A 22,685-nucleotide genomic window follows, 5' to 3' on the forward strand; every position below is an offset into this window, starting at 1 on the left:
ACAGCCTCTTGTATTTATGTAATGACTCTTAGTTACCGGAGTTGATCCGCTTTGCCACACGCAGGAAGTACTGGGCGCTTTCCTGTACCAGGGGCAGGTTATTGTCCCACTGGTATTCATACTCAGCAGAGAAATAGCCTTTGAAGCCTTGTTGTTTCAGCTCGTTCAGCACGCCAGAGATATTGCTTACACCAGTGCCCCAGGGCACATCGTGGGCGCTCTTTACGCCAAAGGTGTGGAGGTCTTTTACGTGGAATGCAAGGATGCGGCCTTTCAGTTCCTTGATGCAGGTGATGGGATCAAGACCTGAACGTACCCAGTGGCCAATATCACCACAAACGCCGATCATATTACTGCGACCTTTCAACTGGTCGAGGATGATGGCGGGGTGCCAATAGGTAGTAGGCACCGGGTGGTTGTGGAGGGCTGCTTTGATGTTGTATTCCTTGCAGAACTTATCAACGGTTTCCAGCTGGTTCATTGGTGGCTCGGTGGTAATGTGCTCGATACCGATGTCTTTGGCAAACTCGAAGATGGCGCGCCATTCTTCTTCGTTCTTACCATTTACTACACCGTAGCAAACAGGCTTGATGTCGTTGTCTTTTAATAATTTTTTAATGAGCGCGCGGTCTTCTGCGGTGGCCGTGAAAGCTGTAGTGGCAGTACCGGCTTTGGTGATCTTTTGTCCGGGGAAGAGCTCTACATACTTGAGGCCAATGCTTTTCATCTTGGCAAGGGCTTCTTCGAGGCTAAACACCCGGAAGGTATAAGCCTGGCTACCTAAGCGCCAGCCCAGTGAATCGGGCATTACTACGGCTGTTTGCGCCAATGCAATGCTGCAAACAAAAAGGAACGGAATAATGAGTAATCGTTTCATGCTGTTAGTGTTAATATTCAAATCCATGTATTGGAGGTCGAATATACATCACAGGCCTCAAAAAACGTATCGCCCGCTATGCGGGCGATACGGGTAGGGTTCTATCTTAACTGGTAGTTACTGTTTCACCACTTTCATATTTTTATCTCCATACCGCACAATGTACATCCCTGGAGCCAGGGTATTGATATCCACATCCAGCTGCATGGTTCCCGCCGGCACTAACTGTACCAACACCTTTCGTCCGGCAAGATTGTACAGCTCAATGGTATGCTGTCCGGAGGCCGCTTGAGGCAACAGGATGTGCAGTGTGGACTTTGCAGGATTGGGAGATAGCTGCATCGCACGAGCCTGCGCATTAAATGACAGTAATCGTATTGGTGAATAATTTATGTTGCCATCAAGGTCCACCTGTGCCAGGCGATAGTAGTTATTGCCTGTAAGCGGCGCGGCATCCGTAAACCGGTAATCCTGGGAAATGCTTGTCGTCCCATTACCTTGTAAGCGACCGATCTTTGTAAATGCTCTCCCGTCAGCCGACCGCTCTATGTCAAAGTGATCGTTATTGAATTCAGATGCGGTTACCCATTGCAACAGGGCATTATTGCCGACGGCTTTCACCGTAAATGATTGTAGTGTAACAGGCAGTGTCGATTCTGATTTCATGATAAAGAAATTACTGAAATCATCAATGACTACTTCTATGTAGTAACCTTCAATCACGGTCTGATTGTCAACCGTGTTTTCAATAGTTCCCCAGCCCACGGGTTGTACGTTCTGATCGTTGGCAGAAATCGTATAGGTTGCGGGCGCGGTGCCAGCCGAAGGTTGCTTGACCACCATCAGATTGCCCGGATCCTGAATAGAAGGTTCCTTCGCTTTCAGGGCATCGAACTGGGCCTTGGTGAAGATCAGCCGCACACTGATAGCTGCATTAGCCGGGTGGTTGGTTACGCTAATGGTATAATTGCGATCCAGATAAGGCTTGCCAGCCGTGGTGGTTCGTATCGGGCCAACATAATCAAACGCACTGGCTGTAACCGTTCCTAAAGGGTAATCATCTTTAATGGAAACGAGGGGCGTGTAGTAATATGCGTCATAGGAGAGTCCCCGGAAACCAGTCCATGCCTTGCTGGAACCTGCCATGAGCTGCGGGTCGGCAATGGTACTGGCTGATACGCCCTGTCTGATGGAACGCAAAGAATGCGCCGGAGGCTGGTAAGCCGGATTCAGCAGGCTGTCTAAATGCCGCATGTAGATATTGTAGCCCGTGTAGCCATCAGGGGTTTTCCTGCCGTCGAACCAAACTGCCACGCCTGAACCGTCTTTGTCCATATGTATAACAGGTGCCGATGGGTCGGTCCAATTGCGGTCCCACCTTCCCGTGTTCAGCGGAGTACCTAAAGCACCCCACCAGAACTTTCCGCCATCGCCTATAGGGCTTGCCTGTATAGCACGTTGAGACCTGCCGTAGTAAAAAACGGCATTGCCTGCGCCATCACCGGCAATACCAGGGGTAGGTATATAAACGCTATTGCTGGTAGATTGACCGGTACCGATCAGTACCCCCTTGGGTTGATCGGTATTGGGCTTTACCGAAAAGGATTTAGCCCCCGTCCGGGTCACCTTTATTTCCTGGTAAAACATAGAATCATTACTCTGCGTGCTATGTCCCAAAACAGGCAATGGTGCGGTAGCCAGGAAAGCCCTGTTACCTGAACCCGTAAAAGCAAAATCATAAAAATAGTTAACACGGGGAGAGGCTATGAGGGTATCTATTTCTCCAGATCCCGCCTGGTCGATCTTATCTAAATCTTCAGGAGGAATGGGGTTATAGACGAAATTAGGATAAAGCGTATCTGTTGCCAATTGATAGGGTAAACTGTCGTATTTCTCTAATGCTAACGAATAGCCTCTTGTAACAAAATCAGTGACCTTATTATTGATATAATTGCGTTCATTCCAGGTCACCAGCATGGCATCGATATTTCCGTCAGTAGGCAGCATGGTGGCAAGTACTCTGTCAACATCATAAACAGGCCCTTTCAGCGCAGCAAAGCCATTACTGGTTACGTAATAATTAACATATTCTACCAGGCGTATGTCAGGCTGCTGTCCGGGAGGGACCGGGTAATTGACGATGATATTACAACTCACATTCTCGAATCTCGTACTGAAAGAATACGTTCTTATAACTGAATCTTCTTTATAAAAGTATTCATGTCTTTCCGGCGATACATCACCTGTGGTACCGTCAGGATAAATGATGGCACTGGGTAATTGCCCCCATATATCCTTTATTACACGGGAATCTTTTTTCACCCGGGCCAGCCTGTTAAAAGCAGGAAAGACTTTTTCTCCAGTGATCGCTTCGGCCATGATGACGCCACAGCCGTCTTGCAGGTCGGGGAAAATAACAAAGGATTTTACGGTGCCGGAATTATTATAATTAATGGTATAACGCTTTCCGCATTGAGCATCGCTGATCTCCTGGGTGGCATATTGATTCATAATGCCGCCGCCATAGCGTTTCAGGCTGCCCCCTTCGTCCTTGTAGCAATACACATACACATCATTGTATGGGTTCTTTACATAATACCCGATAAAAAAACCGCCCCTGCCGTCGGCAATGAGCTGCGGATGCGAATAGTAAGGTTGGCTGGCTGCTGTATGAACGGCAATGGGGTACCCTTCGTTGGCAAACGCCCGGCTGCCGTCGTTTTTGATGTGCTGCACATATACATCATTATGATTGGAGGTGGTAAAGGCGATGTAAAAACCACCGGCTGCATCGGTGGCGGCATGACCTACATTGCGGTAATTGTAGGTGCTGGACTGGGTATTCGCAATGGTGGAATACAGTTGACCATCAGTTCCGGTGGCGACGGGGATGCCATTTTCCGCCCAGATACGATGGCCGTTCTTATCGTATTTTTGGGCATAGATGTCGATATTGCCGGTACGGTTATCTTCCCATATCACCACATAACCGCCATCCGGTTCGCTTTTGACTACCAACGGATTTTTTTGATCGTTCGCCATTTGTACCACGGGCATATCCAGTGAATCATAAAACTGGTTGGTGGTATTGCTCCACTGGGCATGGGTAGTGGCAAACCCGGTAATCAGTAAGCAGAGAAGTAGAACTCTTTTCATGACAAAAGATTGTAATAATTTAGATATGCTGACCAAGTTAGCCGAGGGGAAAATGAATCTTTCCAGTGACTGAGTGAGCGACATGGTAGCGGGGTTGAGTGAAGGTTTTGTTGTGTAAAGGAAAAAGGGAGATTTTGGGGTAAAAAGTCCCTTTCACACAAAATCAACACCTGTTCACCCTTCAAAATGCACATCCCGCAAAGTCAGACCGGAACGGCGGGTATTTTGAAATAGATTTGTATTGATAATAATGAGCTTATGACCCTACGGTATACTGTACCCTTATTACTTTTTTGTTTATGCTTCAAAGTCACCCAGGCACAGGGACCTGAACTGGATTCCCTGGTAAAGGCGGAAGAAGCCTATGTAAAAGAAGACACCATCAAGTTGAAATTGCTGAATGATATCGCTTTTTTTCAGCAGTACGTGGACCCGGCTAAAGGATTACTGTACGCCGAAAAGGCCATCGCGCTGGCCACAAAAATCAAAGACGACCCGGGATTGGCGAGGGCTCATTATGTGATGGGGGTGGATTACCTGCGAATGGACCAGGTGTCCAAGACCCTCGAGTACCTGCAGAAAGCAGCCAAAATGTACGAATCCCAAAACAGGCAGGTAGACCTGGCGCGGGTTTACAATACGATTGGCGCGGCCTACCTACCCCACAGTGAACATTATAAAGACGCCCTGGTTTATCTGGACAAGGCCATCGACCTTTACAAAACCCTGAGTGACAAACAATACCTTCCCCATTCTATACTTAATAAAGCGCTGCTGTACAAACGCATGGACAGTGTCGGTCCTGCCATCCAACATTTCAATGAAGCCCTCGGGTTATTCCGGCAGTATATGCCAACCAACAAACAACTGGAAGCACGTATCTATAGCGGGCTGGGAGATGCGTATATCGAGTTTTCTGAAGCGAAACTCAAGGCAATCGGATTTACCGGAAATAAGAACGATTCGGCTGTTTATTATGTGCAGAAGGCACTCGACGTGTTCAACGAAATCGGCAGTGAAGATGGAAAGGCGGGCAATCACCGGAGACTTGGAACGATATATCTCGCAGCAAAAAAGTATCCCCTTGCCCTGCAGCATGCAATAAAGGCAAATGAAATCGCCCGGCAGGGAGGTTTCCTGTCCATGGAAGCCGACGCCATCACCGTCATGTCGGAAGTATATGCAGCTACAGGACAGTATGACAGTGCTTTCGCCTATCTGAAAAAGTATGTGGTATTGAACGATAGCCTGCTCAACGATGAAAAGGAACGGGAGCTTATCCAGAACGAGATGCAGTATAATTTCTCCAAGAAAGAAGACTCCCTCCATTTCCAGAACGCACTGTTAAGTCAGAATAATGCGTTGAACAAACTCCAGTTGCGCCAGCAATGGTTATACAGTGGCGTCGCATTGGTGTTTTTACTGGGTTTGGGTGGATTTCTATATTACCGCAACCGGAATAAACAGGTGAAGCTGGTGTTGCAATTGGAGAAGGAACGGGCCGAACAAAAGCAGCGGGAGTCGGAATTTGAACGGAAAGTGAGCGATGCTGCGCTGCACTCGCTGCGATCGCAAATGAATCCGCATTTTATTTTCAACTGTCTTAATTCGATTAAGCTTTATGCTGTAGAAAACAACCAGGATGCGGCAACGGGCTACCTGGGTAAGTTTTCCAGGCTAATGCGGCTGGTGCTCGAGAATTCCAAAAGCGATCGCATCACGCTGCAGCAGGAAGTGGAGACCTTACAATTGTACATGGAAATGGAGGCGATGCGTTTTAAGGAAAAACTGCATTACAAAATTGACATAGCAGATAACGTGGATATGGATTATATTGAAATCGCACCCATGCTCATCCAACCGTATGTGGAAAATGCTATATGGCATGGACTGATGCCGAAAGAGAATGGCGGAACGCTCGTTGTGGCTTTCCGGTGCGATGATAATAATCTGAAGATAGTGGTAACGGATAACGGCGTGGGCAGGGCCAGGGCCGCTGAGCTAAAAAGCAAATCGGCCACAGCGCATAGATCTTTCGGCATGAGTATTACGCACCAACGAATTGAACTGATCAACCAGATGTATAATACCAATATGTCGGTCACAGTAAATGATTTGCAGGATGGACAGGGGAATGCGACAGGCACTGAAGTAATCATCGATATTCCCATTGACTAAGGTATGAACAACACTATCAGAACAATTATTCTCGACGATGAACCGGACAGTGTGCAACTGATGCGGTTGAATATCGAGCGGCATTTTCCTCAACTGGAGATCGTGGGCGCCTTCACCAGCAGCCAGAAAGCATTGCAGGAAATAGCATCGCTTCAACCTGACCTGCTTTTTCTGGATATTGAGATGCCGGTAATAAACGGTTTCGACCTGCTGGAGCAATTAATTCCTGTGGAGTTTTCGGTAGTATTTGTAACTGCTTATAATGATTTCGCCATAAAGGCTTTCCGGTTCAATGCGCTTGACTATTTAGTAAAACCTGCTACTATCGAGGATCTAAGAGAAGTAGTGGCAAAGGTTGAAAAGCGCCAGCATATCCAGTCAGACCAGCTACAGGTACTGCAGCAACAGTTCCGGAAAGGCGCTATTACCAAGATTGCCATACCCAGTCAGACCGGTGTGACTTTTATCGACCTGAAGGACATTGTGTTCGTAGAAGCCAAGAGTAATTATTCTGATCTTGTGCTGGTTGATAAAAGAAAGATCCTGATCTCAAAAACCCTGAAGGATATCCAGTTTGTGCTGGAACAGCAGCAGTTCCTTCGTATCCACCGCCAGTATATTATCAACCTCAATGAAGTAAAACATTTTAACCGGAACGAAAGTCTGCTCACCATGACTACAAATGATGTGTTGCCCGTTTCGCGCCTGCAAAAAGATAAGCTGATAGAACAATATGGGTGGCTGTGATTTTTTCCTTATTTTGGGAGCTTGCAATCCCCCATTAACATGAGAAAATCAATACTGACTGGCTTATTGGCCATGGGTGCTTTTTCCCTGGCAGCGCAACAAACACCTGACTGGGAACCTACTTTCCGCAAGATCAATGATGAGGTTCAGCAAAACTCAAAGGCTTACAGTACGCTTAAAGATGCAACGGAAACCATCGGCCACCGGCTGACTGGCTCCGAGAATGGTAAGAAGGCGGAGACCTACGCTTATAACCTGCTTAAATCATATGGCTTTACTGATATTCGCTACCAGCCTTTCGAAGTGGAGAGCTGGAGCCGCGGCACGCTTGCCACCAGTGTGGGCAACAGCACCACCAGTTTGCAACCTGTAAAATCAGTATCGTTGGCGCACTCACCCGTAAAAGTAGACCTCACCGCCGAAGTGGTAGACATGGGTAATGGCCTCGACAGTGATTATGTTGCCCGTCCCGGTGTGGCGAAAGACAAGATCGCGCTCGTGTATCTTGGCATATTGCCCGGCACCACAGGCCGTTCATTGCACCGTTCTGAGAAAACAGCTATTGCTATTAAATATGGAGCAAAGGGTATCATCGTGATCAATACGGTTGATGGCGGTACGCTGCTCACCGGCACTGCTTCTGTAACCGGCAAACTCATTCCCATCCCCGCTGTGTGTATCGGCAAGGAAGATGGCATGAAGTGGAAGGAGTTGTTGAAAGCCGGACCGCTATACAGCCGCATCAATATGACCAACTTCTCCGGGCTCATCAAGGCACGGAATGTGGTGGCTACCATCAAGGGCAGCAGCCTGCCACAGGAAAAGATCGTGGTGGGTGGCCACCTCGATAGCTGGGACCTCGCTACCGGCGCTATCGACAATGGTATCGGTTCTTTTTCTGTATTGGATATGGCGCGTACCTTTAAAAAGCTCAACTTAAAACCCAAGCGTACCATCGAGTTTGTGATGTTCATGGGCGAAGAGCAGGGCCTGCTCGGCTCTAAAGCTTATGTGGCGGAGGCCATCAAAAACAAACAAATCGACAACCTGCGGTACATGCTCAACTTTGATATGACGGGCGACGTGCGCAGCTTCTCTTCCAGCGCTCCGGAGGCTAAAGAATTGTTCCAGGCCATCGGGGGTATTGCCCAGAAGATCGACACCGCTTTCAACAATGGCTTCTCCAGCAGGGCCGGTCTTCATAGTGACCATCAACCTTTTATGCTGCAGGGCGTGCCCACCGGAGGTGGTGGCGGTGGCCGTGGTGTGAACGGGCCTGCCGGTTGCTACCATGCTGATTGCGACGTGTTTAGCCTCGTGAATAGCGAGCAGGGCATGAAAAACACCGTTCGCTTTGTGACCATGTTGCTGTATGGCCTGGGTGATGCGGCTACTATCCCCGTAAAAAAGCTGAACGACGAAGAGACTAAACAGTTCCTGTTGCAGCACAACCTTAAGGAGCCGCTGGAGCTGGAAGGTGAATGGAGGTGGAAGTAAATCCGGGGGTTACGTATAAAAATATTTCCTTCTTCAGAATTCCTTTAGAAACCATTCTTTGTTTTGCCCGTATATATTGGGCATGAAGATCCTGGTTATTGATAATGATGAGGTTTTAACGAGAAAGGTTGACATTTTCCTGAAAGCGGAGGGCCACTGGTGTGAACTGCACAAGACGCCTGCCAGCGGGCAGGAGGCTTTGTCGGCTCATTATTATGATGCTGTTGTGTGTAATATCGCCACGCTTGAAGACCAGGAGTTTGAGTTATTGAAGTTCCTTCGCCAATCGAAGCTGGACAAGAAAACGGTCCTGACTTTTACCGCCAACACCGTTGTCACTATGCCTAAGATGGAAGGGCTTGGTATGGCTACGCTCCCGAAGCCGTATACTTTGCCCGCGCTGCATGAGCAACTGCAAGGTATTCTACAACAGGAAAGTCTCGAAGGAAGTGAACAAATCAACTTCAATAAGCTAGTGATCCATGTTCCCGGACGCATGGTAACCATGCAAGGCTCACCAATTGCGCTTACCCGCCGCGAATATGACCTGCTGCTGCACCTCGCCCTGAATAAAAACAAAGTAATCTCCCGGAATACATTATCCCGCTATCTCTCCACCAGCAGCACCGAAACGCCCGACGATTTCAGCGCGCTGTATGTACATGTAAAGAACCTGAAGAAAAAATTAAAGGCCGCCGGATGCGACGACCTTATTGAAACGGTGTATGGTATCGGCTATCGCCTTACTTATAATTTGAACTGAAGCGTGGCATAGAAGTTCCGCTTATCGGCCGGAAGAATGCCAGGTCCCGGATAACCATCTGCACGACGTGTGAAATACTTTTCATTGGTAATGTTATTGACGCCTGTATACAGGGTGAACATCCGCCAGTTGTAACTGAGACTTAGGTCCATTACACTGAAGGCAGGAATTGCGCCATCTACCGCTGTAGGAGTTTCTTCTGTATTTGTTGCGTCAGAGTATTGCTTTGCCTGATAAGCATATTGGGCCGTAATGTTGAAACGGGGATTGCCGAATGATACGCCTGTACGCACCAGCACTGGTGGTACATTTTCTACCAACTTATCGGCAATGGCTGTATTCTTCGTATTGATGTATTTGGCATCGATCAGGGAAAGGCTTGTGTATAGGTTCAGTTTGAATTTTGCACGCTCCTGATAAATGGCTTTGAGGATATCGCCTTCCACCAGCGCTTCAATGCCCATGTTGCGGCTGTCGGATACATTGGTCCGCAGGCGATAGGTCATGAAGCTCGTATCGGTTGTAAAGATGGAACCGATGCGGTCATTGTACTTCAGGTAAAAGACGCTCAGGTCTGCATAGAGCCAGTTTTTGTAATTGCCACGCACGCCGAGGTCAATGTTGAAGCCTGTTTCATCTTTCAGGTTCGGGTCTACTCTTGCATTGGCATTGAGGACGCGAATGTCGTTGAAGTTGATGGAACGGTAGTTCTGTGAGATGTTGGCATATATCTCTGCTCCGTTTTTCATCTTATAGGATGTACCAATGCCCAGCAACACGAATGATCGCGGGTTGGATTTGGTTTCCATGATCTTCTCATCGTCTATAAAGATGTTCTGCTTGTAGTAATAGCCATCGGCCTTGGTGTTGATGTGCTCAAAACGAATGCCAGGTGTGATGCTCCAGTTTTTGTTGATGCGGAAGATGTTCTCGGCAAAGGCTGCCAGGTTGGTGCCCGGGAAGCGGTATTGTGATTTGTTGGGCTCAGGGCCGAGGAAATAGAAATCGGCTTCTGCGCCATCGTTGGCATCACCTTGTTTACGATTGGTCAATCCTTTATAATAACGTGTTCCTACCAGGAAAGTGCTTGGCTGCTGATTGAAGAGGTTGTACTGGTGAATGAAGCGCAGCTCCGATCCCCAGTTGTTGTATTTGTCGGACATCAGGTCGCGGTTGCCGCCATAGTCGGGACGGTTGATGTAAGAAAGAATACCGAGGGCTTCTCTCCCACCCTGTAAGGTGTAGTTGCGCCAGTTGAGCCTCGTGTTGTCATTGAATACATAATCTGCCGAGAGGCTGATCAGGTTCCAGTTGACGCGGAACCAGTTGCGTGAACGAACTGAAACAGCGGCATCTTCTTTATACTGTGCATCGGTAAGTCCGCCGGGCTGTTGTGCCAGGTATTTCATGAAAGTATACTCTGCAGTGACTTTAAGACGGGGCGTAAAATCATAAGCGAGGTGCAGGTAGGCATTGTGCTGATCGTAGTGGCTGTTGGGTCGCCAGTCATCGCCCTGCTTGTATTGATAGAAGGTGTAGTAGTTGAGTTTCTTATTGGCAATAGTGCCTCCAATGCTGTTGAAGGAGTTGAAGAAACCAAAGGAGCCTACTGATTGACGGGAAGTAACTTCTATGGGCTTTTCGCGCGGGCCTTCTTTCATGATGAAGTTGACAAGACCACCAAACTGGGGACCATATTGCAGACTGGCTGCACCACGGATGATCTCGATCCTGTCAAGGGCTTCGGCAGACGGCGTGTAATAGCTTTCCGGATATCCCAACGCATCAGCACTGATATCGTATCCATTTTGCCTTATGTTGAAGTTGGAAGAACGGTTGGGGCTCAAGCCTCTGCCCCCAATGCCCAGTTGCAAACCTCCCCGGTCGTATTCCCAGATATTGAGGCCGGGGATGCGGGCATAGATCTGGCGGGTGTTGTTGGTGGCGAGGTTACCATTGATGTAGCGCAGGTTGATCAACTCTGTCTTTTTCCCCGCATAAATGGCTGTGCCAGCCACATCGCGCAGTTTGCCGGAAACCGCTTCCTGTTTTTTGGATACCACCAACACGCCTTCGAGGTCTTGTGCTTCTGCTGCAAGAAGACGGATGTTGAGTGTAATGTTTTTATTCGTGAGTGTAATGGTATCGCTGTATTCTTTATATCCCAACGCCGTGACTTTAATAGCGTAAGTGCCTGGGTTGAGCTGTGCAAAACGAAAGTAACCATGATCATTGGTAAGCCTGCCTGACGTGATTGGCAATAGCTGTACAGTGGCGTTGGGCACCGTTTCGTCGCCCGATTGTATGGTGCCACTGATAGAAAAGGGTGCCCCCTGCTGCGTCCATGCTGTTACAGATAGCAAAATACCAATGATGATCAAAAGCGGCTGTTTCATTTCTGTTCTGTTACGGGTAGTTTATAGGGTAATATCCAATTGTAATGTTGCCAACCTTGTTGCTGTTGAGCCAGGTTGACCGATGAATCTATAAATAAGCGGGAGCGTTCTCCGTTGAGTGAGACATATATTTCTCCATATACTTCCGGATGCTGTACGCCTCTTTTCTTGTATTCACGGGCCAGGTGGTGTGCGTATTTAAGGATCATGTCGGGCTGTGTGCTCATCATCTTTTCCTGCAAGGGAGTAAGGAACTCGCTGTTGTTGACAGCATAGCCATATCGGGCAGTGCTGTCTTTTACCGTGAAGTAAGCTGCTCCTGATTTTTCCATCAGCATTACGCGCCATGAGAAGCGATAGCCTTCTTCGGTCCAGAAGAGCCGATCGGGATATGCGAGGAAACGCATAGGTATCAGCAACTGCAATAAGACGTACAAGGCAACGGCCAACATCATGGGCCTGCCCCACCGAAATTGGTAAGCAGGTTGTTGCACCGGCGCCTGGGCCATGCTTTTATAGAATGGTAAGCGCGATAACAATTTTTTATGAAACTGACCGCTGAAGAAAATAAGGCTTGCAGCGATCATAACATAGGGGAACATGCCAATGCCCGGGAAGAAAATAGCGGTAGCAATGTGAAAGATCAGCACAAATCCATAGGCCACCGGCCTTGTTCTTCTATTCAGCAGGAAGAATACAATGAACAGATCATATACAGCGCCAAACCAGGAGAACAGGTACGCTACCCAGGTTGCATACATGTATTTACCAATGATGGGCAGGTGGCTTTTGGAAGGCAGCCAGGTGCGCATAGGCTCTGCGTGCAGCAGCCAGTCAGCATCGAGCTTTGCAATACCGGCAAAGATGTACACGATTGCCATTTGAAAACGCAATATCCCAATGGTCCAGGCAGGCACTTCCGTTTTGTGCAATTGTGGACGGCGCCATACATCTACCGAGTAGTGGCGATTGGCCGGCAACCAGATCAGCAGGAAGGCTACCAGACTGATGAAGTAGTAGTGGTTGAGGTATGTAGTCAGGTCTATCAACTCTACATAGGTAAAGCTGAGAAAGAAAACTACTGCCGCGACACGATACCACAACCCGATGGCGATGCATAAAGCCGACAGGGCTATGCAGGCAAAAAGGACGTGCATGCCCATGCTGCCTAATGGCTGCACCCATTCGAACCCCCAATAGGTAAAATGGAATTCCGGCTTGATGTACACAGTCGTAACCCAGCCTCTCCACCAAAAGCGCCCGATGCTGAAGAACATCAGCAATCCAAACACGATGCGGAAGGTAACGAGCGGGGTAATGGACACCGGTCTGCCGGCTGCATGCAACTTAGTCACCGTCATTATCCATGTAGGTTATCTGTACTGCCGTAGCTGAAGCCACATCTGTTTTGATCAACGTTAATAGTTTCTGCACTTCTTTGTAGGCTGCTTCTACGAGGTTGGCGTTGTTGGTAAAAGAGGCTGACAAGGGCGCTGGTATTGCTTTGAGGGTATTGAGTGCCACATCAAACTGGGCCAGTACATCGCTGTTGAGTTTATCTTTTTTCAGCAGGATGAGGTAATCATCAATGCCTTTGCCTGTACCACCGGTGAAATAGTTTTTGAGGCTCGTGAGATTGGCAATGGCCAGGTCGGCGGAAAATCCTGCATAGTATCCTTCGCATTTATCGGCAAATACAATTCCATTGGACTGTTTGCCGAAGGGCCAGCCAATGCGGGGGCCTTTCATAGCATCCATTTCAAAGGCAAACTGGTTGATCAGCGCACCAATGGAACTGCCCACATCGGTCTTAAGCGAGCTAACGAAAGTTGTGCGGTAAGCCCCTTTCCATTGGTTAAGGGTGTTATCGACCAATGACTTCATGCGTGTGATCACATCCTGTACATATTTCTTACGGTTGGCAGCGCCAGCATCGGCAAACTTTTGTACTGCGTCTGTAGAGAACAGCAGGTAATCGAGTGCCGGGAATCCCTGTATGCTATCGGAAGCTACCGGTATAGTAAAGTTGTAAGTGCCAGACTGAATGCCTGCTTCTATTTTGGCTGGCACGGCGGGCCAGGTATTGATGGAACTGTTGAGCAGCAGTGCCGCGCCAGGCCCAAAGTAAGCTGCTGATACATTTTCAAAGCCCAGCCAGGCATCTTTGAAGGCGGTCTTCAATGTGGCTTGCGTGCCCACTGAAGGCGTGGCTATAAAGGCGTTCACACTCGTTTCCAGCAAACCAAGTTTCGCTTGCAGATTCGTATAAGCCGGCGTGATGATATTGTCGGCATAGTTGGTGAGCATTTCGGTTTTGAAGGCGTCGTTGTTGGCTGTGCCGCCACCATCACCGTCTCCGCCTTTGCTGCAAGCGTATAACACAACAGCCGCCAACGCTGCTCCTACGATCCCGGTCCTGAAAAGCTTTCTGTTCATGATATTTTTAGTTGTTTTGATACGTTTGTTTTAAAGCCAAAGGCAGGCCCTGTTCAAAACAGTGGGCCTGCCGGCAATATGGTTGTTATATGTTGTCTTAGGGTTGCAACTGACCATAGGCTGTCGTGAAAATGGCTTGCGCCTGTTTAAGCTTGGTGTTGCTGGCATCCTCGGCCAACGTATAGAAATTGGTGTTCATGATGTCGAGCAAAGCCTGGTAGTTGGCAGCGGTGAGTTTGCTGTTGGCAGCGCGGTATTTCAGTGCCAGTGCAAATCCATATCCTTCTGACAGTCCGTGGAACTTAGCAGACAGTTCGGCTTGTGTTTGAGCTGCGGTGATATAGTAATATGCGGCAGCTGCAATTGTTTTTTCAATATACTCCCTGATGGTAGCGATGGCCTGATCGCGGCCTGCATAGTCTTTTGCTACGATGGCAGCGCGGCCTTTGCGGAATGCTTCGAACACTTTTCCACCAGCCTGAATGTATTTACCTCTTTCAGCAAAATATCCACCTACAGCAAATGGCCTGTCGGGCATTGCATTGGTGTATGCTTTACCAGAATCGTAATCTTTAGGTATACCAACGTAACCAAAAGCAAGGTCCCAGTTGTGCTGCATAGCAGTACCAGATCCGGGTACTACTGTATTGTTGTCGTCGGTAGCTATTTTATCGAAGATGCTGTTTATATTGCTCAGTTGCAGTGCACCCATCAAACCTTTGGCAACTGCCTGGTTGAATTCGAGGCCTGAGTAGTTGAAGATACGGGTACCGATCTTGCCGGCTACGCCTTTAGAAGCTGGCGTATTGTAGTACTGGCTGATCTTCACCATAGAGTCGGCCAATGTTTTGAAGGTAGCAGCATCCGTAGTTTTGGTTGCCAGGCTAAATGCAAGCGTATTCAGTACATCGTGTGTATAAGGAATACCAGCAGCGGTTTCAGCAGTAAAAGAAGTTTTGGTATTGGTCCACAGGTTGTTGATGGTATCCTGGCTCAACTGGCGCACGTTGGACCTACCCAATATACCGGTATAGCCAACCCACATGCTCACGCGGGCACCTGATTCTTTGTATTCCACGTTATCGAAAGTGTAGGTTGTTGGAACTGTATATTGAGGAGCATCATCGTCTTTATTGCAAGAGGATACTGAAGCGATCAACACAGAAGCGGATAAGAGGGATAGTAATCCTTTAGTCATTGTCAGTTATATTTTTCACAAAATTATTTTCCATATTGCGTGTGCTTTTACGAGATGAGTAAAAAGGAACTGGCCGCGCCTTTACTGACAATGGAGTGACGTTAAATTCAGAATCAGTTTAGAATGATTACAGGATTGAATTGGTTAGTGTGGTATGCACACAGTTAAATATCGACAAACCGTGACCTTAAACGGGCATTTACAGGCTCGAATGAATTGTTCATACAAATTATTTGATGATTAACCTGAACGAAGCCGCAATATTTTGCGTTAAGAAATGATTATGACAATGTCGTGTTCGGAAATTCAGAATTATAGTTGTTTATATTGCCTTTTTGTTTCTCCCCTACTTGTTGCTTCGCAACAACTTAAACAGCGTTTTCCGCATCCAGTCTGCATTTGAGGATTGTCGTCTTGCTATTGTCTTGCAATTACCTTGCTTTCATCTTGCCTTCAGCTTGCTTTTAGATAACTCCTGATATACTTCAAATATGAAGCAAACTCTCTCGAGCGTAGTAGCAGAGCAAGCCAATCTCAGCCATACCAAGCCAAGACACGCCACTTCGGATAATCTGGCCTCACATAGATCGTTTGGGATCATGGAGATTTGGAATTGGGTGAAGAAGCTTCGAGCTTTGGGTTACGAGCTGAAGCCGCATTCTTCGATGGCAGATTTCTCACCCTGTTTATTTCGTAGAGATGCAAGTACGTATGGCAGGGTTCGAAATGACAACGTAGTGGGTAATAACTAAGTGAAACCTGTATTCTATTGATAACTTTTAAAACCAACATTTATGGCAAAGGTCATAAGTCCTATTCAACTTCGCGGATTGCTCGCAGAAACAACTTACCGTTTGACTGAAAATGGTAATATAGCAGGCAGAAAAACCGGACCAACACGTGAAAAAGTGCTGACGCATGAGAACTTTGGCCTAACGCGTCGCAATGCCAGTGAATTCAAGATGGCCGTTCAGGATAGTGCAGCATTAAGGTATGCGCTGGGGCCAGCATTAAATGGTATGATTGGCTCTTCGCTTAATGGGCGCATGAATGGTCTGCTGCATCTGATCGCTCAACACGATCCAGCGAATGACCTGGGAAGCCGGCGTGCCTGTAATGGTGATTTCAGTTTGTTGAATGGCTTTGATTTCAATAAGCAGTTGCCGATGAAAGAGGCCTGGCATTTAAAGTTCACGAATTCCATGGATGTTGCTTCTGGTGTATTCAGTGTATCCATCCCTTCTTTTATTGCCCGGAAACGAAATGTATTTCCAGACGATGCTACGCATTTCCGGATCGTGTCTGGCGGAGCATCGATCGATCTTGTTCGTCAGCATTATATACGGGATTTTAAGTTTAGTGAACTGTTGCCATTGCGGAAGAAAACGCGGGATGTGATTTGTTTTGAACACCAGGTGAAGGTAAAACCAGGCGAAGTGTTGATACAGGTGCTGGGTGTCGAGTTTTATAAGTTGGTAGATGGACGTGAAGTGTTGGTGAAAGGAAGTGCGTTGCAGGTGGTAGAAGCAGTTCAGCGTTGTGAGTCGAGCGTTCAGAGTCAAGGCGATGCCCTGGTTCGTGAGGACACGAACCAGGGCGACAACGTTCAGCCTGTTAAGATTAACCAAGGCGTGGAAAGGCGGAAAGCCAGCGAGGTTATAAAGAAGGGTTTAGTTGTGCGTAGGCTGAAGCACCGGCGAGGGAGGGTGTGGGAGCTGACGGAGCCAGCAGCTGTCAGTGGCTGATCGATTGCGACCAATTACTAAGTAGTCGTTGCCAGTTGTGCGTGAGGGCGGCAACTTTGTGGCATGAAAAAAACCTTACTATTTACTATTCCCATAATCTTGATAATGTGGCTGTTTTGTAGCTGTGCCACTACTCAACGGACCGACCTGTATTTTGGCCTGAGTATTCCGGGTGGCGGACAGGTAACGACTGGTGAATGGCAATGGTTCAGCGACAGCGTGGTGGCGCTACAATTCCCGGAAGGGTATACGGAAAGGGATGCCACCGGCAAATGGCGTGATACCCAATTACATACAACTATCACAGAGCCTACCAAAGTGCTCACCTTTATTGGTCCCAGGAGCAAAGTCCGTCAGGCCCGACTGGATACACTGGTACAGGTATACATGCAGCGCTACCGGCAGCAGGCCGTGTTGCGTGTGGATATGAAGGGACACGATAAATTGTACAATTGACACGCTGATTAATACAAGGGAATAAGTAATCACCCAAGCGCATAAATTGGTTAAATTGTGGTTTATTACTACCTGCCTTGAATGAACCGCCCGTACCGGCATGGCAGTAATTGAGTGACGTATCCTATCCGGGTTCTACCCGTTTTCAAACTACCAGGAAAATGCGTCGTATACCGCTCACCATACTGCTGCTTATAACCGGTTTTCTGTCTACAACTATTGCGCAGGAGGCCCGACAAAAATTGAATGAGCTGTTCCACCAACTCAGGCAAACATCCTCTCCTACTGCCCGCGTCGACCTGTTGTGCGATATCGCGTCTGTCTATATGCATGGTTTTGTGTTGCCCACCCGAAAGCCTGACAGCGCTTTGTATTATAGTAAACAAGCGCTGGCGCTGAGTAAAAAGATCCATTATATAAAGGGTTACTGGGAGGCGCTTGATCGTACTTACGACTCATATGCCATCGCAGATAATATTCCCAAAGCGTTTGAGGTTATTGAGAATATTTATGATACGCATGTAGTAAGGATATTGTATAGCTCGGGGGTCGTGTATCAGGGCAGCATCTGGCGAAAGCCTAACAGGGATTCGGCGCTTATTATTTATCGCAAGGCGTTAATGATCAGCGAAAAGATAGGCAATGAGTTTTTCATCTGTGACAGTAAGACACGTATTATCAGTTGCTATGCCATGATGGGCGACACGGCAAGGGTGCTGCGCGAGATGAATGTATTCGAACGGGAAAACAAACCGAAGTATGTAGCTAACGCCTGGTATGCCATTAGTACCTACGGACCTGAGATGACCGGCTATCCTCCATTCAGGCTTTTTTGTTATCAACGTGCGCTCGACATTTACAGATCGCTTGGCGACAAGACTCACACGGGTGAAGTGCTATTGAGGATGGGCGATATATACGACGACGAGGGTAATGCTGTAGCGGCCGAAAGGTATTATCTTGAAGCAACTGCTTTATTGAAACAAACGGGTTATCCAAGTCTTTATAAAGCTCTCCTTCGCCTGCACGATCTATATTATTACCGTGGCGATCTCGATAAGGCTGTTCATTATTCGCTTGAAGCTGAAAGAAGTGCGCAGAAGAACGGCATTAAAGATTTCCCGCATTTTTTCCGGTATGATGATACGGGCAACAGACCGGGGCAGGTTGAAAAAAACGATCACACGCATGCCACTATCCTCAAAGGGACTGTAAAAGCAATGGTGAAGGAAGGGAAAGCCCGGGAGGCGCTTGAATATGCACTGGCCGACACCCGGAAAGCATCCAATTACTCTTTTCTTACCAGGATGATCCATGCAGAGGTATTGGGTATTTGCTATGCAGCATTGGGCCGGTATCAGGAAGCCGAGCAATATTATTTGCAAATGGAGCAATATGCCTCTTCTGTGAAGGAACAGTTTGCCGTTCTTGCGCCTTATACCATCGGAAAGTTTTATTATGAGAACAGGGAATACGCCAAGGCGGAACCTTACCTGCTGCAGTATCTCCGGTCTCCCCGACAATTCACAGCCCTCACAGGTGTCAGTGAAGTGCATTTGTTACTGTACAGGATCGACTCAGCCCGACAGGATCATACGGCTGCTCTGCAGCATTTCCGTACTTATAAAGAGATTGCCGATTCCGTCTTCAACACTACTAAAAGTCAGCAGATCGCCGAATTGAAGGTACAGTACGACATTGAAAAGAAAGACCAGACCTTGCTGTTGCAGCAAAAGGATATAGAATTGCTTACCAAGCAAAAGCTGCTGCAACAATCGCTTGCAGAGCAACAGAGCAAAGATGTATTGTTGAAACAACAAAACATCGACATGCTAAAGCAACAGCAATCCATGCAGGAGATGATCACCAACCGGCAACAGCGGGAACTGGAACGAAAGGAGAAGGAACTGGGATTACAGGTTGAAAACATCGGTTTATTGCATAACAAGGAGCTGTTGCAGGAATCACAGCTACGGCAAGCCAATTTCATCAAAAAAATGACAGTAGCTGGCATTGTGCTACTGCTGATCATTGTTGGGCTGCTATACAATCAATACCGCATCAAATACCGCAACAACCAGGCTATTAGTAAACAAAATGGCCAGTTGCACAACCTGCTGGAAGAGAAAGAGTGGCTACTCAAAGAGGTGCATCACCGGGTAAAGAATAACTTACAGGTGGTAGTAAGTTTGCTGCAGTCGCAGTCAATCTATCTAAAGGATGAAGCGCTGGCAGCCGTCAATGACAGTCAGCACCGTGTGCAAGCCATGTCGCTTATTCACCAGAAGCTGTATCAGTCCGATAATATCTCGGCTATCAATATGGAAATGTATATCCCCGAGCTGATGGCCTACCTGAAGGAAAGCTTTGTTACGCCCACACGTATCACGTTTATCACAGACATAGATCCTATAGGATTGGAAGTGACACAGGCTGTGCCGCTCGGTTTGATCCTCAATGAAGCTGTTACCAATATTTTCAAACATGCTTTTACCGGCAGGGAACGTGGACAAGTCAATATCTCGTTGAAGCAACTGAATTCAGCCGAGCTGGTGCTGAACATTGCCGATAATGGCATAGGACTGCCAGCCGACGCTACCAGTTACTCTAAAAACTCCCTGGGCCTGAACCTGATGAAGGGCCTGTGTAACGACTTCAGCGGCCGGTATACCATAGCAAGCAAGGATGGTACTCATATTCAGGTTATCTTCAACAGGCATATTTACGAGCCGTCAGCATCTTCTCACCTTCAACCAACCAGTCATGATGCGTAAACCTTATTTTCTGTTGTTCTTATTGGCATACTCGTCAGCAGCCCTGGCCCAGAAACAGCCTGATCAATCAGGAGACAGCAACACTGTCGAGACGCTGTGGCGAAGGGGCAGCCAGTATGCTGAGCCGGATCATGGCCGCCGGATCAATTTTGATTCTGCCTTGTATTTTTTCAATCAGGCCTTACTGCTGAGTGAAAAGCTACATACAACGTATTTTCTCCATAACAGTCATAAAAAACTGGCCTATGTATTCAGTCAAAAGAATGATACAGCTGCTGCACTCTCGCATGCCCTTAAAGCCAGCTCGTATTATAAAGAACCAGGTGATATCGCTCACATGTGGCTTGATATAGGTTTAAAACTACCACTTAGAGAAGCCAACTTGTCTTTCAAAATGGCTTGCTATGAACGCAGCCTTGCCATTCATCGCCAAAACGGCAAGAAAGACAAGTCAGAACTGGGGGAATTATACATGTCGATGGGAGATATTTACGACTACCGCGATCAAATTGATCTTGCAGAACGTACCTACCTCGAAGCTGAACGACTGATGCTGGAAGGGAAGAACAATGCCATGTTCAATGTGCACTCCAGACTCTATAATCTCTATATTTATAATGGTAATCTGGATAAGGCCATACATTACGCGCTGGCAGGATTAAAAGCTGCAGAAGCAAGTGATCTCAAAAATATAAGTCAGTACTATCAAAATGTAGGGAATGTCTATTACGATGTAGTTCATCCAGAGCGATCTCTTGAATATTACAACAAGGCCTTAGAAAGCGCACGGACTACCAACAAGCAGATGAATGGTTCGCTGATCAAGCGTGTGGCAGAGATCATGGTCACCATCGGAAAAGAAAAGGAAGCGCTTGCATTCGTACAACAGGCCAGCAAGGAATTTAACGTTCCCCTGGCTGAGGACACGATAATGATCTATGACGCTATGGCTTCCTGTCACATGGCGCTGAAGCAATATGGCGAAGCAGAAAAATACTATCTGCGCATGGAAGCTTTGTCGCCCAGGGTCAATAAATATTTTGAGGCTAATTGCCCGTATATGATCGGCAAATTTTACTACAAGACCAAACAATACGACAAAGCTGTTCCCTATCTGAATTCCTGTCTTACTATTCACAAAAGTGGTCTGCCCATACACGCCATCAGGGAAGTAACGTATTTATTGTACCGGATCGATTCGACACAGGGTCAATATCTATCGGCAATAAACCATTATCGTTCTTATAAGTTCATCTCCGACTCCATTTACAATGTAAACAGGAACCGCCAGGTTGAAGAGTTACGGATCCAATATGATACCGAAAAAAAGGACAAAGACATAGAACTGCTTACCCGGCAAAAGTTATTGCAGCAAGCCCTGGCTGAGCAAAAGGGTAAAGATGTTTTGCTGAAGCAAAAAGACATCGACCTGCTCAAGCAGGAGCAATCGTTGCAGGCAGTGTTATCAGATAAGCAGCAGCAGGAGCTGACTCAAAAAGGAAAAGAGTTGGTGTTAAAGCAGGAAAACATCAACTTATTGAACAGTCAGCAGCTATTGCAGGGTGAGCAATTGAAGCAAGCTAACTTCATCAAAAAGATGACGATTGGAGGTATTGTACTGTTGTTGGTTATCCTATCGCTGTTATTCAACTTATATCGTATCAAGCAGCGCAATAACCGGACGGTCAGTGAAAAGAACCAGCGGCTCAATCTTCTGTTGGATGAAAAAGAAGGGCTGCTGGAAGAAAAGCAATTGTTGCTCAAAGAAATACATCACCGCGTAAAGAACAACCTGCAGGTAATATTGAGTTTGTTGAAATTGCAGTCGGCCAACCTGAAAGACGAGGCATTGGCTGCACTGCACGATAGCCAGCACCGGGTGCAGGCCATGTCGCTTATTCATCAGCGGCTTTACCACGATGACAATATTTCTACCATCAACATGCATGAATATATTCATGAGTTGGTAGACTATCTGAAGGATAGTTTTGTTTCCCGGACGCGCATTGTATTTATTCTGAATATTGAACCGGTAGTGCTGGACGTATCGCAGGCAGTGCCGCTGGGGCTGATCATCAATGAAGCGGTTACCAATATCTTCAAGCATGCTTTCCCGGACAGGGAGCGCGGCCAGGTGCATATATCGCTGGAATCGATCAATGCGGATGAACTGGTGCTGAATATTTCTGATAATGGTATTGGCTTGCCAGCCTCTCCTACCCGCTCTTCCAAAGACTCGTTGGGTCTCAAATTGATGAAGGGTCTGAGCAGGGATTTCAATGGCCGGTATAGTATCGAAAGTGGAGACGGCACCCATATCAAGGTTGTTTTCAGCAGGCATATCTATGAGGCCGAAACGCCAGTCGATACCAACCAATCAATCAGCGATCGTTTGTAGCACAGGAATTGTACAACCGGTACCATGATCAGTACAACAGAAAAAAGCCTTTAACCCGGTATAA

Annotated in this window: 14 protein-coding genes; 8 read left to right on the forward strand and 6 right to left on the reverse strand. The window is 47.3% G+C overall.

Translation table 11 applies throughout. The features are described from left to right. Positions 1-28 precede the first annotated feature (28 nt). Positions 29-877, reverse strand: coding sequence for a sugar phosphate isomerase/epimerase family protein (locus AC5JBY_RS32955; RefSeq protein ID WP_495908971.1), 849 nt, complete (start codon positions 875-877; stop codon positions 29-31). A gap of 117 nt (positions 878-994) precedes the next feature. Beyond that, positions 995-4,033, reverse strand: coding sequence for a T9SS type A sorting domain-containing protein (locus AC5JBY_RS32960; protein ID WP_495908972.1), 3,039 nt, complete (start codon positions 4,031-4,033; stop codon positions 995-997). Positions 4,034-4,291: 258 nt separating this feature from the next. Here AC5JBY_RS32960 and AC5JBY_RS32965 point away from each other — a divergent pair, with 258 nt between their 5' ends. From AC5JBY_RS32965 to AC5JBY_RS32980, 4 genes are all read left to right on the forward strand, one after another. Next, positions 4,292-6,211 (forward strand): tetratricopeptide repeat-containing sensor histidine kinase, encoded by a 1,920-nt coding sequence (locus tag AC5JBY_RS32965; RefSeq protein ID WP_495908973.1) that lies wholly within the window; start codon positions 4,292-4,294, stop codon positions 6,209-6,211. A 3-nt stretch (positions 6,212-6,214) separates the two neighbouring features. Continuing rightward, positions 6,215-6,958 carry a LytR/AlgR family response regulator transcription factor gene (locus AC5JBY_RS32970; protein WP_495908974.1) on the forward strand — a complete coding sequence of 248 codons (744 nt, stop codon included), beginning with the start codon at positions 6,215-6,217 and terminating at the stop codon, positions 6,956-6,958. Positions 6,959-6,997: 39 nt separating this feature from the next. Next, positions 6,998-8,455 carry a M20/M25/M40 family metallo-hydrolase gene (locus AC5JBY_RS32975; RefSeq protein ID WP_495908975.1) on the forward strand — a complete coding sequence of 486 codons (1,458 nt, stop codon included), beginning with the start codon at positions 6,998-7,000 and terminating at the stop codon, positions 8,453-8,455. 82 nt (positions 8,456-8,537) lie between these two features. Continuing rightward, positions 8,538-9,218, forward strand: coding sequence for a response regulator transcription factor (locus AC5JBY_RS32980; protein WP_495908976.1), 681 nt, complete (start codon positions 8,538-8,540; stop codon positions 9,216-9,218). Here AC5JBY_RS32980 and AC5JBY_RS32985 read toward each other — a convergent pair. The 4 genes from AC5JBY_RS32985 to AC5JBY_RS33000 form a co-directional block, all read right to left on the reverse strand. Then, a complete protein-coding gene (locus AC5JBY_RS32985; protein ID WP_495908977.1) occupies positions 9,203-11,614 on the reverse strand; it encodes a TonB-dependent receptor domain-containing protein in 2,412 nt (803 codons plus the stop codon). The two genes, AC5JBY_RS32980 and AC5JBY_RS32985, sit on opposite strands and share 16 nt — an antisense overlap. After that, positions 11,611-12,975 carry an HTTM domain-containing protein gene (locus AC5JBY_RS32990; RefSeq protein ID WP_495908978.1) on the reverse strand — a complete coding sequence of 455 codons (1,365 nt, stop codon included), beginning with the start codon at positions 12,973-12,975 and terminating at the stop codon, positions 11,611-11,613. Before AC5JBY_RS32990 ends, AC5JBY_RS32985 begins: the two co-directional genes overlap by 4 nt. Then, the gene (locus AC5JBY_RS32995) at positions 12,962-14,050 is read right to left on the reverse strand and encodes an imelysin family protein (protein ID WP_495908979.1); all 1,089 of its coding nucleotides are present in this window, start codon (positions 14,048-14,050) and stop codon (positions 12,962-12,964) included. The genes AC5JBY_RS32990 and AC5JBY_RS32995 overlap by 14 nt, the downstream gene beginning before the upstream one ends. Before the next feature lie 97 nt (positions 14,051-14,147). Beyond that, positions 14,148-15,248, reverse strand: coding sequence for a DUF4856 domain-containing protein (locus AC5JBY_RS33000; protein ID WP_495908980.1), 1,101 nt, complete (start codon positions 15,246-15,248; stop codon positions 14,148-14,150). 794 nt (positions 15,249-16,042) lie between these two features. On the opposite strand from AC5JBY_RS33000, the gene AC5JBY_RS33005 reads away from it, so the two are divergent. The 4 genes from AC5JBY_RS33005 (at position 16,043) to AC5JBY_RS33020 (ending at position 22,621) form a co-directional block, all read left to right on the forward strand. Continuing rightward, positions 16,043-16,993 (forward strand): hypothetical protein, encoded by a 951-nt coding sequence (locus AC5JBY_RS33005; protein ID WP_495908981.1) that lies wholly within the window; start codon positions 16,043-16,045, stop codon positions 16,991-16,993. Between the two features lie 63 nt (positions 16,994-17,056). Next, positions 17,057-17,449, forward strand: coding sequence for a DUF3574 domain-containing protein (locus AC5JBY_RS33010; protein WP_495908982.1), 393 nt, complete (start codon positions 17,057-17,059; stop codon positions 17,447-17,449). Positions 17,450-17,610: 161 nt separating this feature from the next. Further along, complete coding sequence (locus AC5JBY_RS33015; RefSeq protein ID WP_495908983.1) at positions 17,611-20,223, forward strand: histidine kinase dimerization/phosphoacceptor domain -containing protein; 2,613 nt, start codon at positions 17,611-17,613, stop codon at positions 20,221-20,223. Next, positions 20,213-22,621 carry a tetratricopeptide repeat-containing sensor histidine kinase gene (locus AC5JBY_RS33020; RefSeq protein WP_495908984.1) on the forward strand — a complete coding sequence of 803 codons (2,409 nt, stop codon included), beginning with the start codon at positions 20,213-20,215 and terminating at the stop codon, positions 22,619-22,621. Before AC5JBY_RS33015 ends, AC5JBY_RS33020 begins: the two co-directional genes overlap by 11 nt. Positions 22,622-22,685 lie beyond the last annotated feature (64 nt).

The organism is Paraflavitalea sp., assembly GCF_059502485.1.

What these genes read in the sequence shown, in the direction of transcription:
- AC5JBY_RS32955 (WP_495908971.1), bottom strand. Translation starts at nt 877, where the DNA reads ATGAAACGATTACTCATTATTCCGTTCCTTTTTGTTTGCAGCATTGCA.
- AC5JBY_RS32960 (WP_495908972.1), bottom strand. Translation starts at nt 4,033, where the DNA reads ATGAAAAGAGTTCTACTTCTCTGCTTACTGATTACCGGGTTTGCCACT.
- AC5JBY_RS32965 (WP_495908973.1), top strand. Translation starts at nt 4,292, where the DNA reads ATGACCCTACGGTATACTGTACCCTTATTACTTTTTTGTTTATGCTTC.
- AC5JBY_RS32970 (WP_495908974.1), top strand. Translation starts at nt 6,215, where the DNA reads ATGAACAACACTATCAGAACAATTATTCTCGACGATGAACCGGACAGT.
- AC5JBY_RS32975 (WP_495908975.1), top strand. Translation starts at nt 6,998, where the DNA reads ATGAGAAAATCAATACTGACTGGCTTATTGGCCATGGGTGCTTTTTCC.
- AC5JBY_RS32980 (WP_495908976.1), top strand. Translation starts at nt 8,538, where the DNA reads ATGAAGATCCTGGTTATTGATAATGATGAGGTTTTAACGAGAAAGGTT.
- AC5JBY_RS32985 (WP_495908977.1), bottom strand. Translation starts at nt 11,614, where the DNA reads ATGAAACAGCCGCTTTTGATCATCATTGGTATTTTGCTATCTGTAACA.
- AC5JBY_RS32990 (WP_495908978.1), bottom strand. Translation starts at nt 12,975, where the DNA reads ATGACGGTGACTAAGTTGCATGCAGCCGGCAGACCGGTGTCCATTACC.
- AC5JBY_RS32995 (WP_495908979.1), bottom strand. Translation starts at nt 14,050, where the DNA reads ATGAACAGAAAGCTTTTCAGGACCGGGATCGTAGGAGCAGCGTTGGCG.
- AC5JBY_RS33000 (WP_495908980.1), bottom strand. Translation starts at nt 15,248, where the DNA reads ATGACTAAAGGATTACTATCCCTCTTATCCGCTTCTGTGTTGATCGCT.
- AC5JBY_RS33005 (WP_495908981.1), top strand. Translation starts at nt 16,043, where the DNA reads ATGGCAAAGGTCATAAGTCCTATTCAACTTCGCGGATTGCTCGCAGAA.
- AC5JBY_RS33010 (WP_495908982.1), top strand. Translation starts at nt 17,057, where the DNA reads ATGAAAAAAACCTTACTATTTACTATTCCCATAATCTTGATAATGTGG.
- AC5JBY_RS33015 (WP_495908983.1), top strand. Translation starts at nt 17,611, where the DNA reads ATGCGTCGTATACCGCTCACCATACTGCTGCTTATAACCGGTTTTCTG.
- AC5JBY_RS33020 (WP_495908984.1), top strand. Translation starts at nt 20,213, where the DNA reads ATGATGCGTAAACCTTATTTTCTGTTGTTCTTATTGGCATACTCGTCA.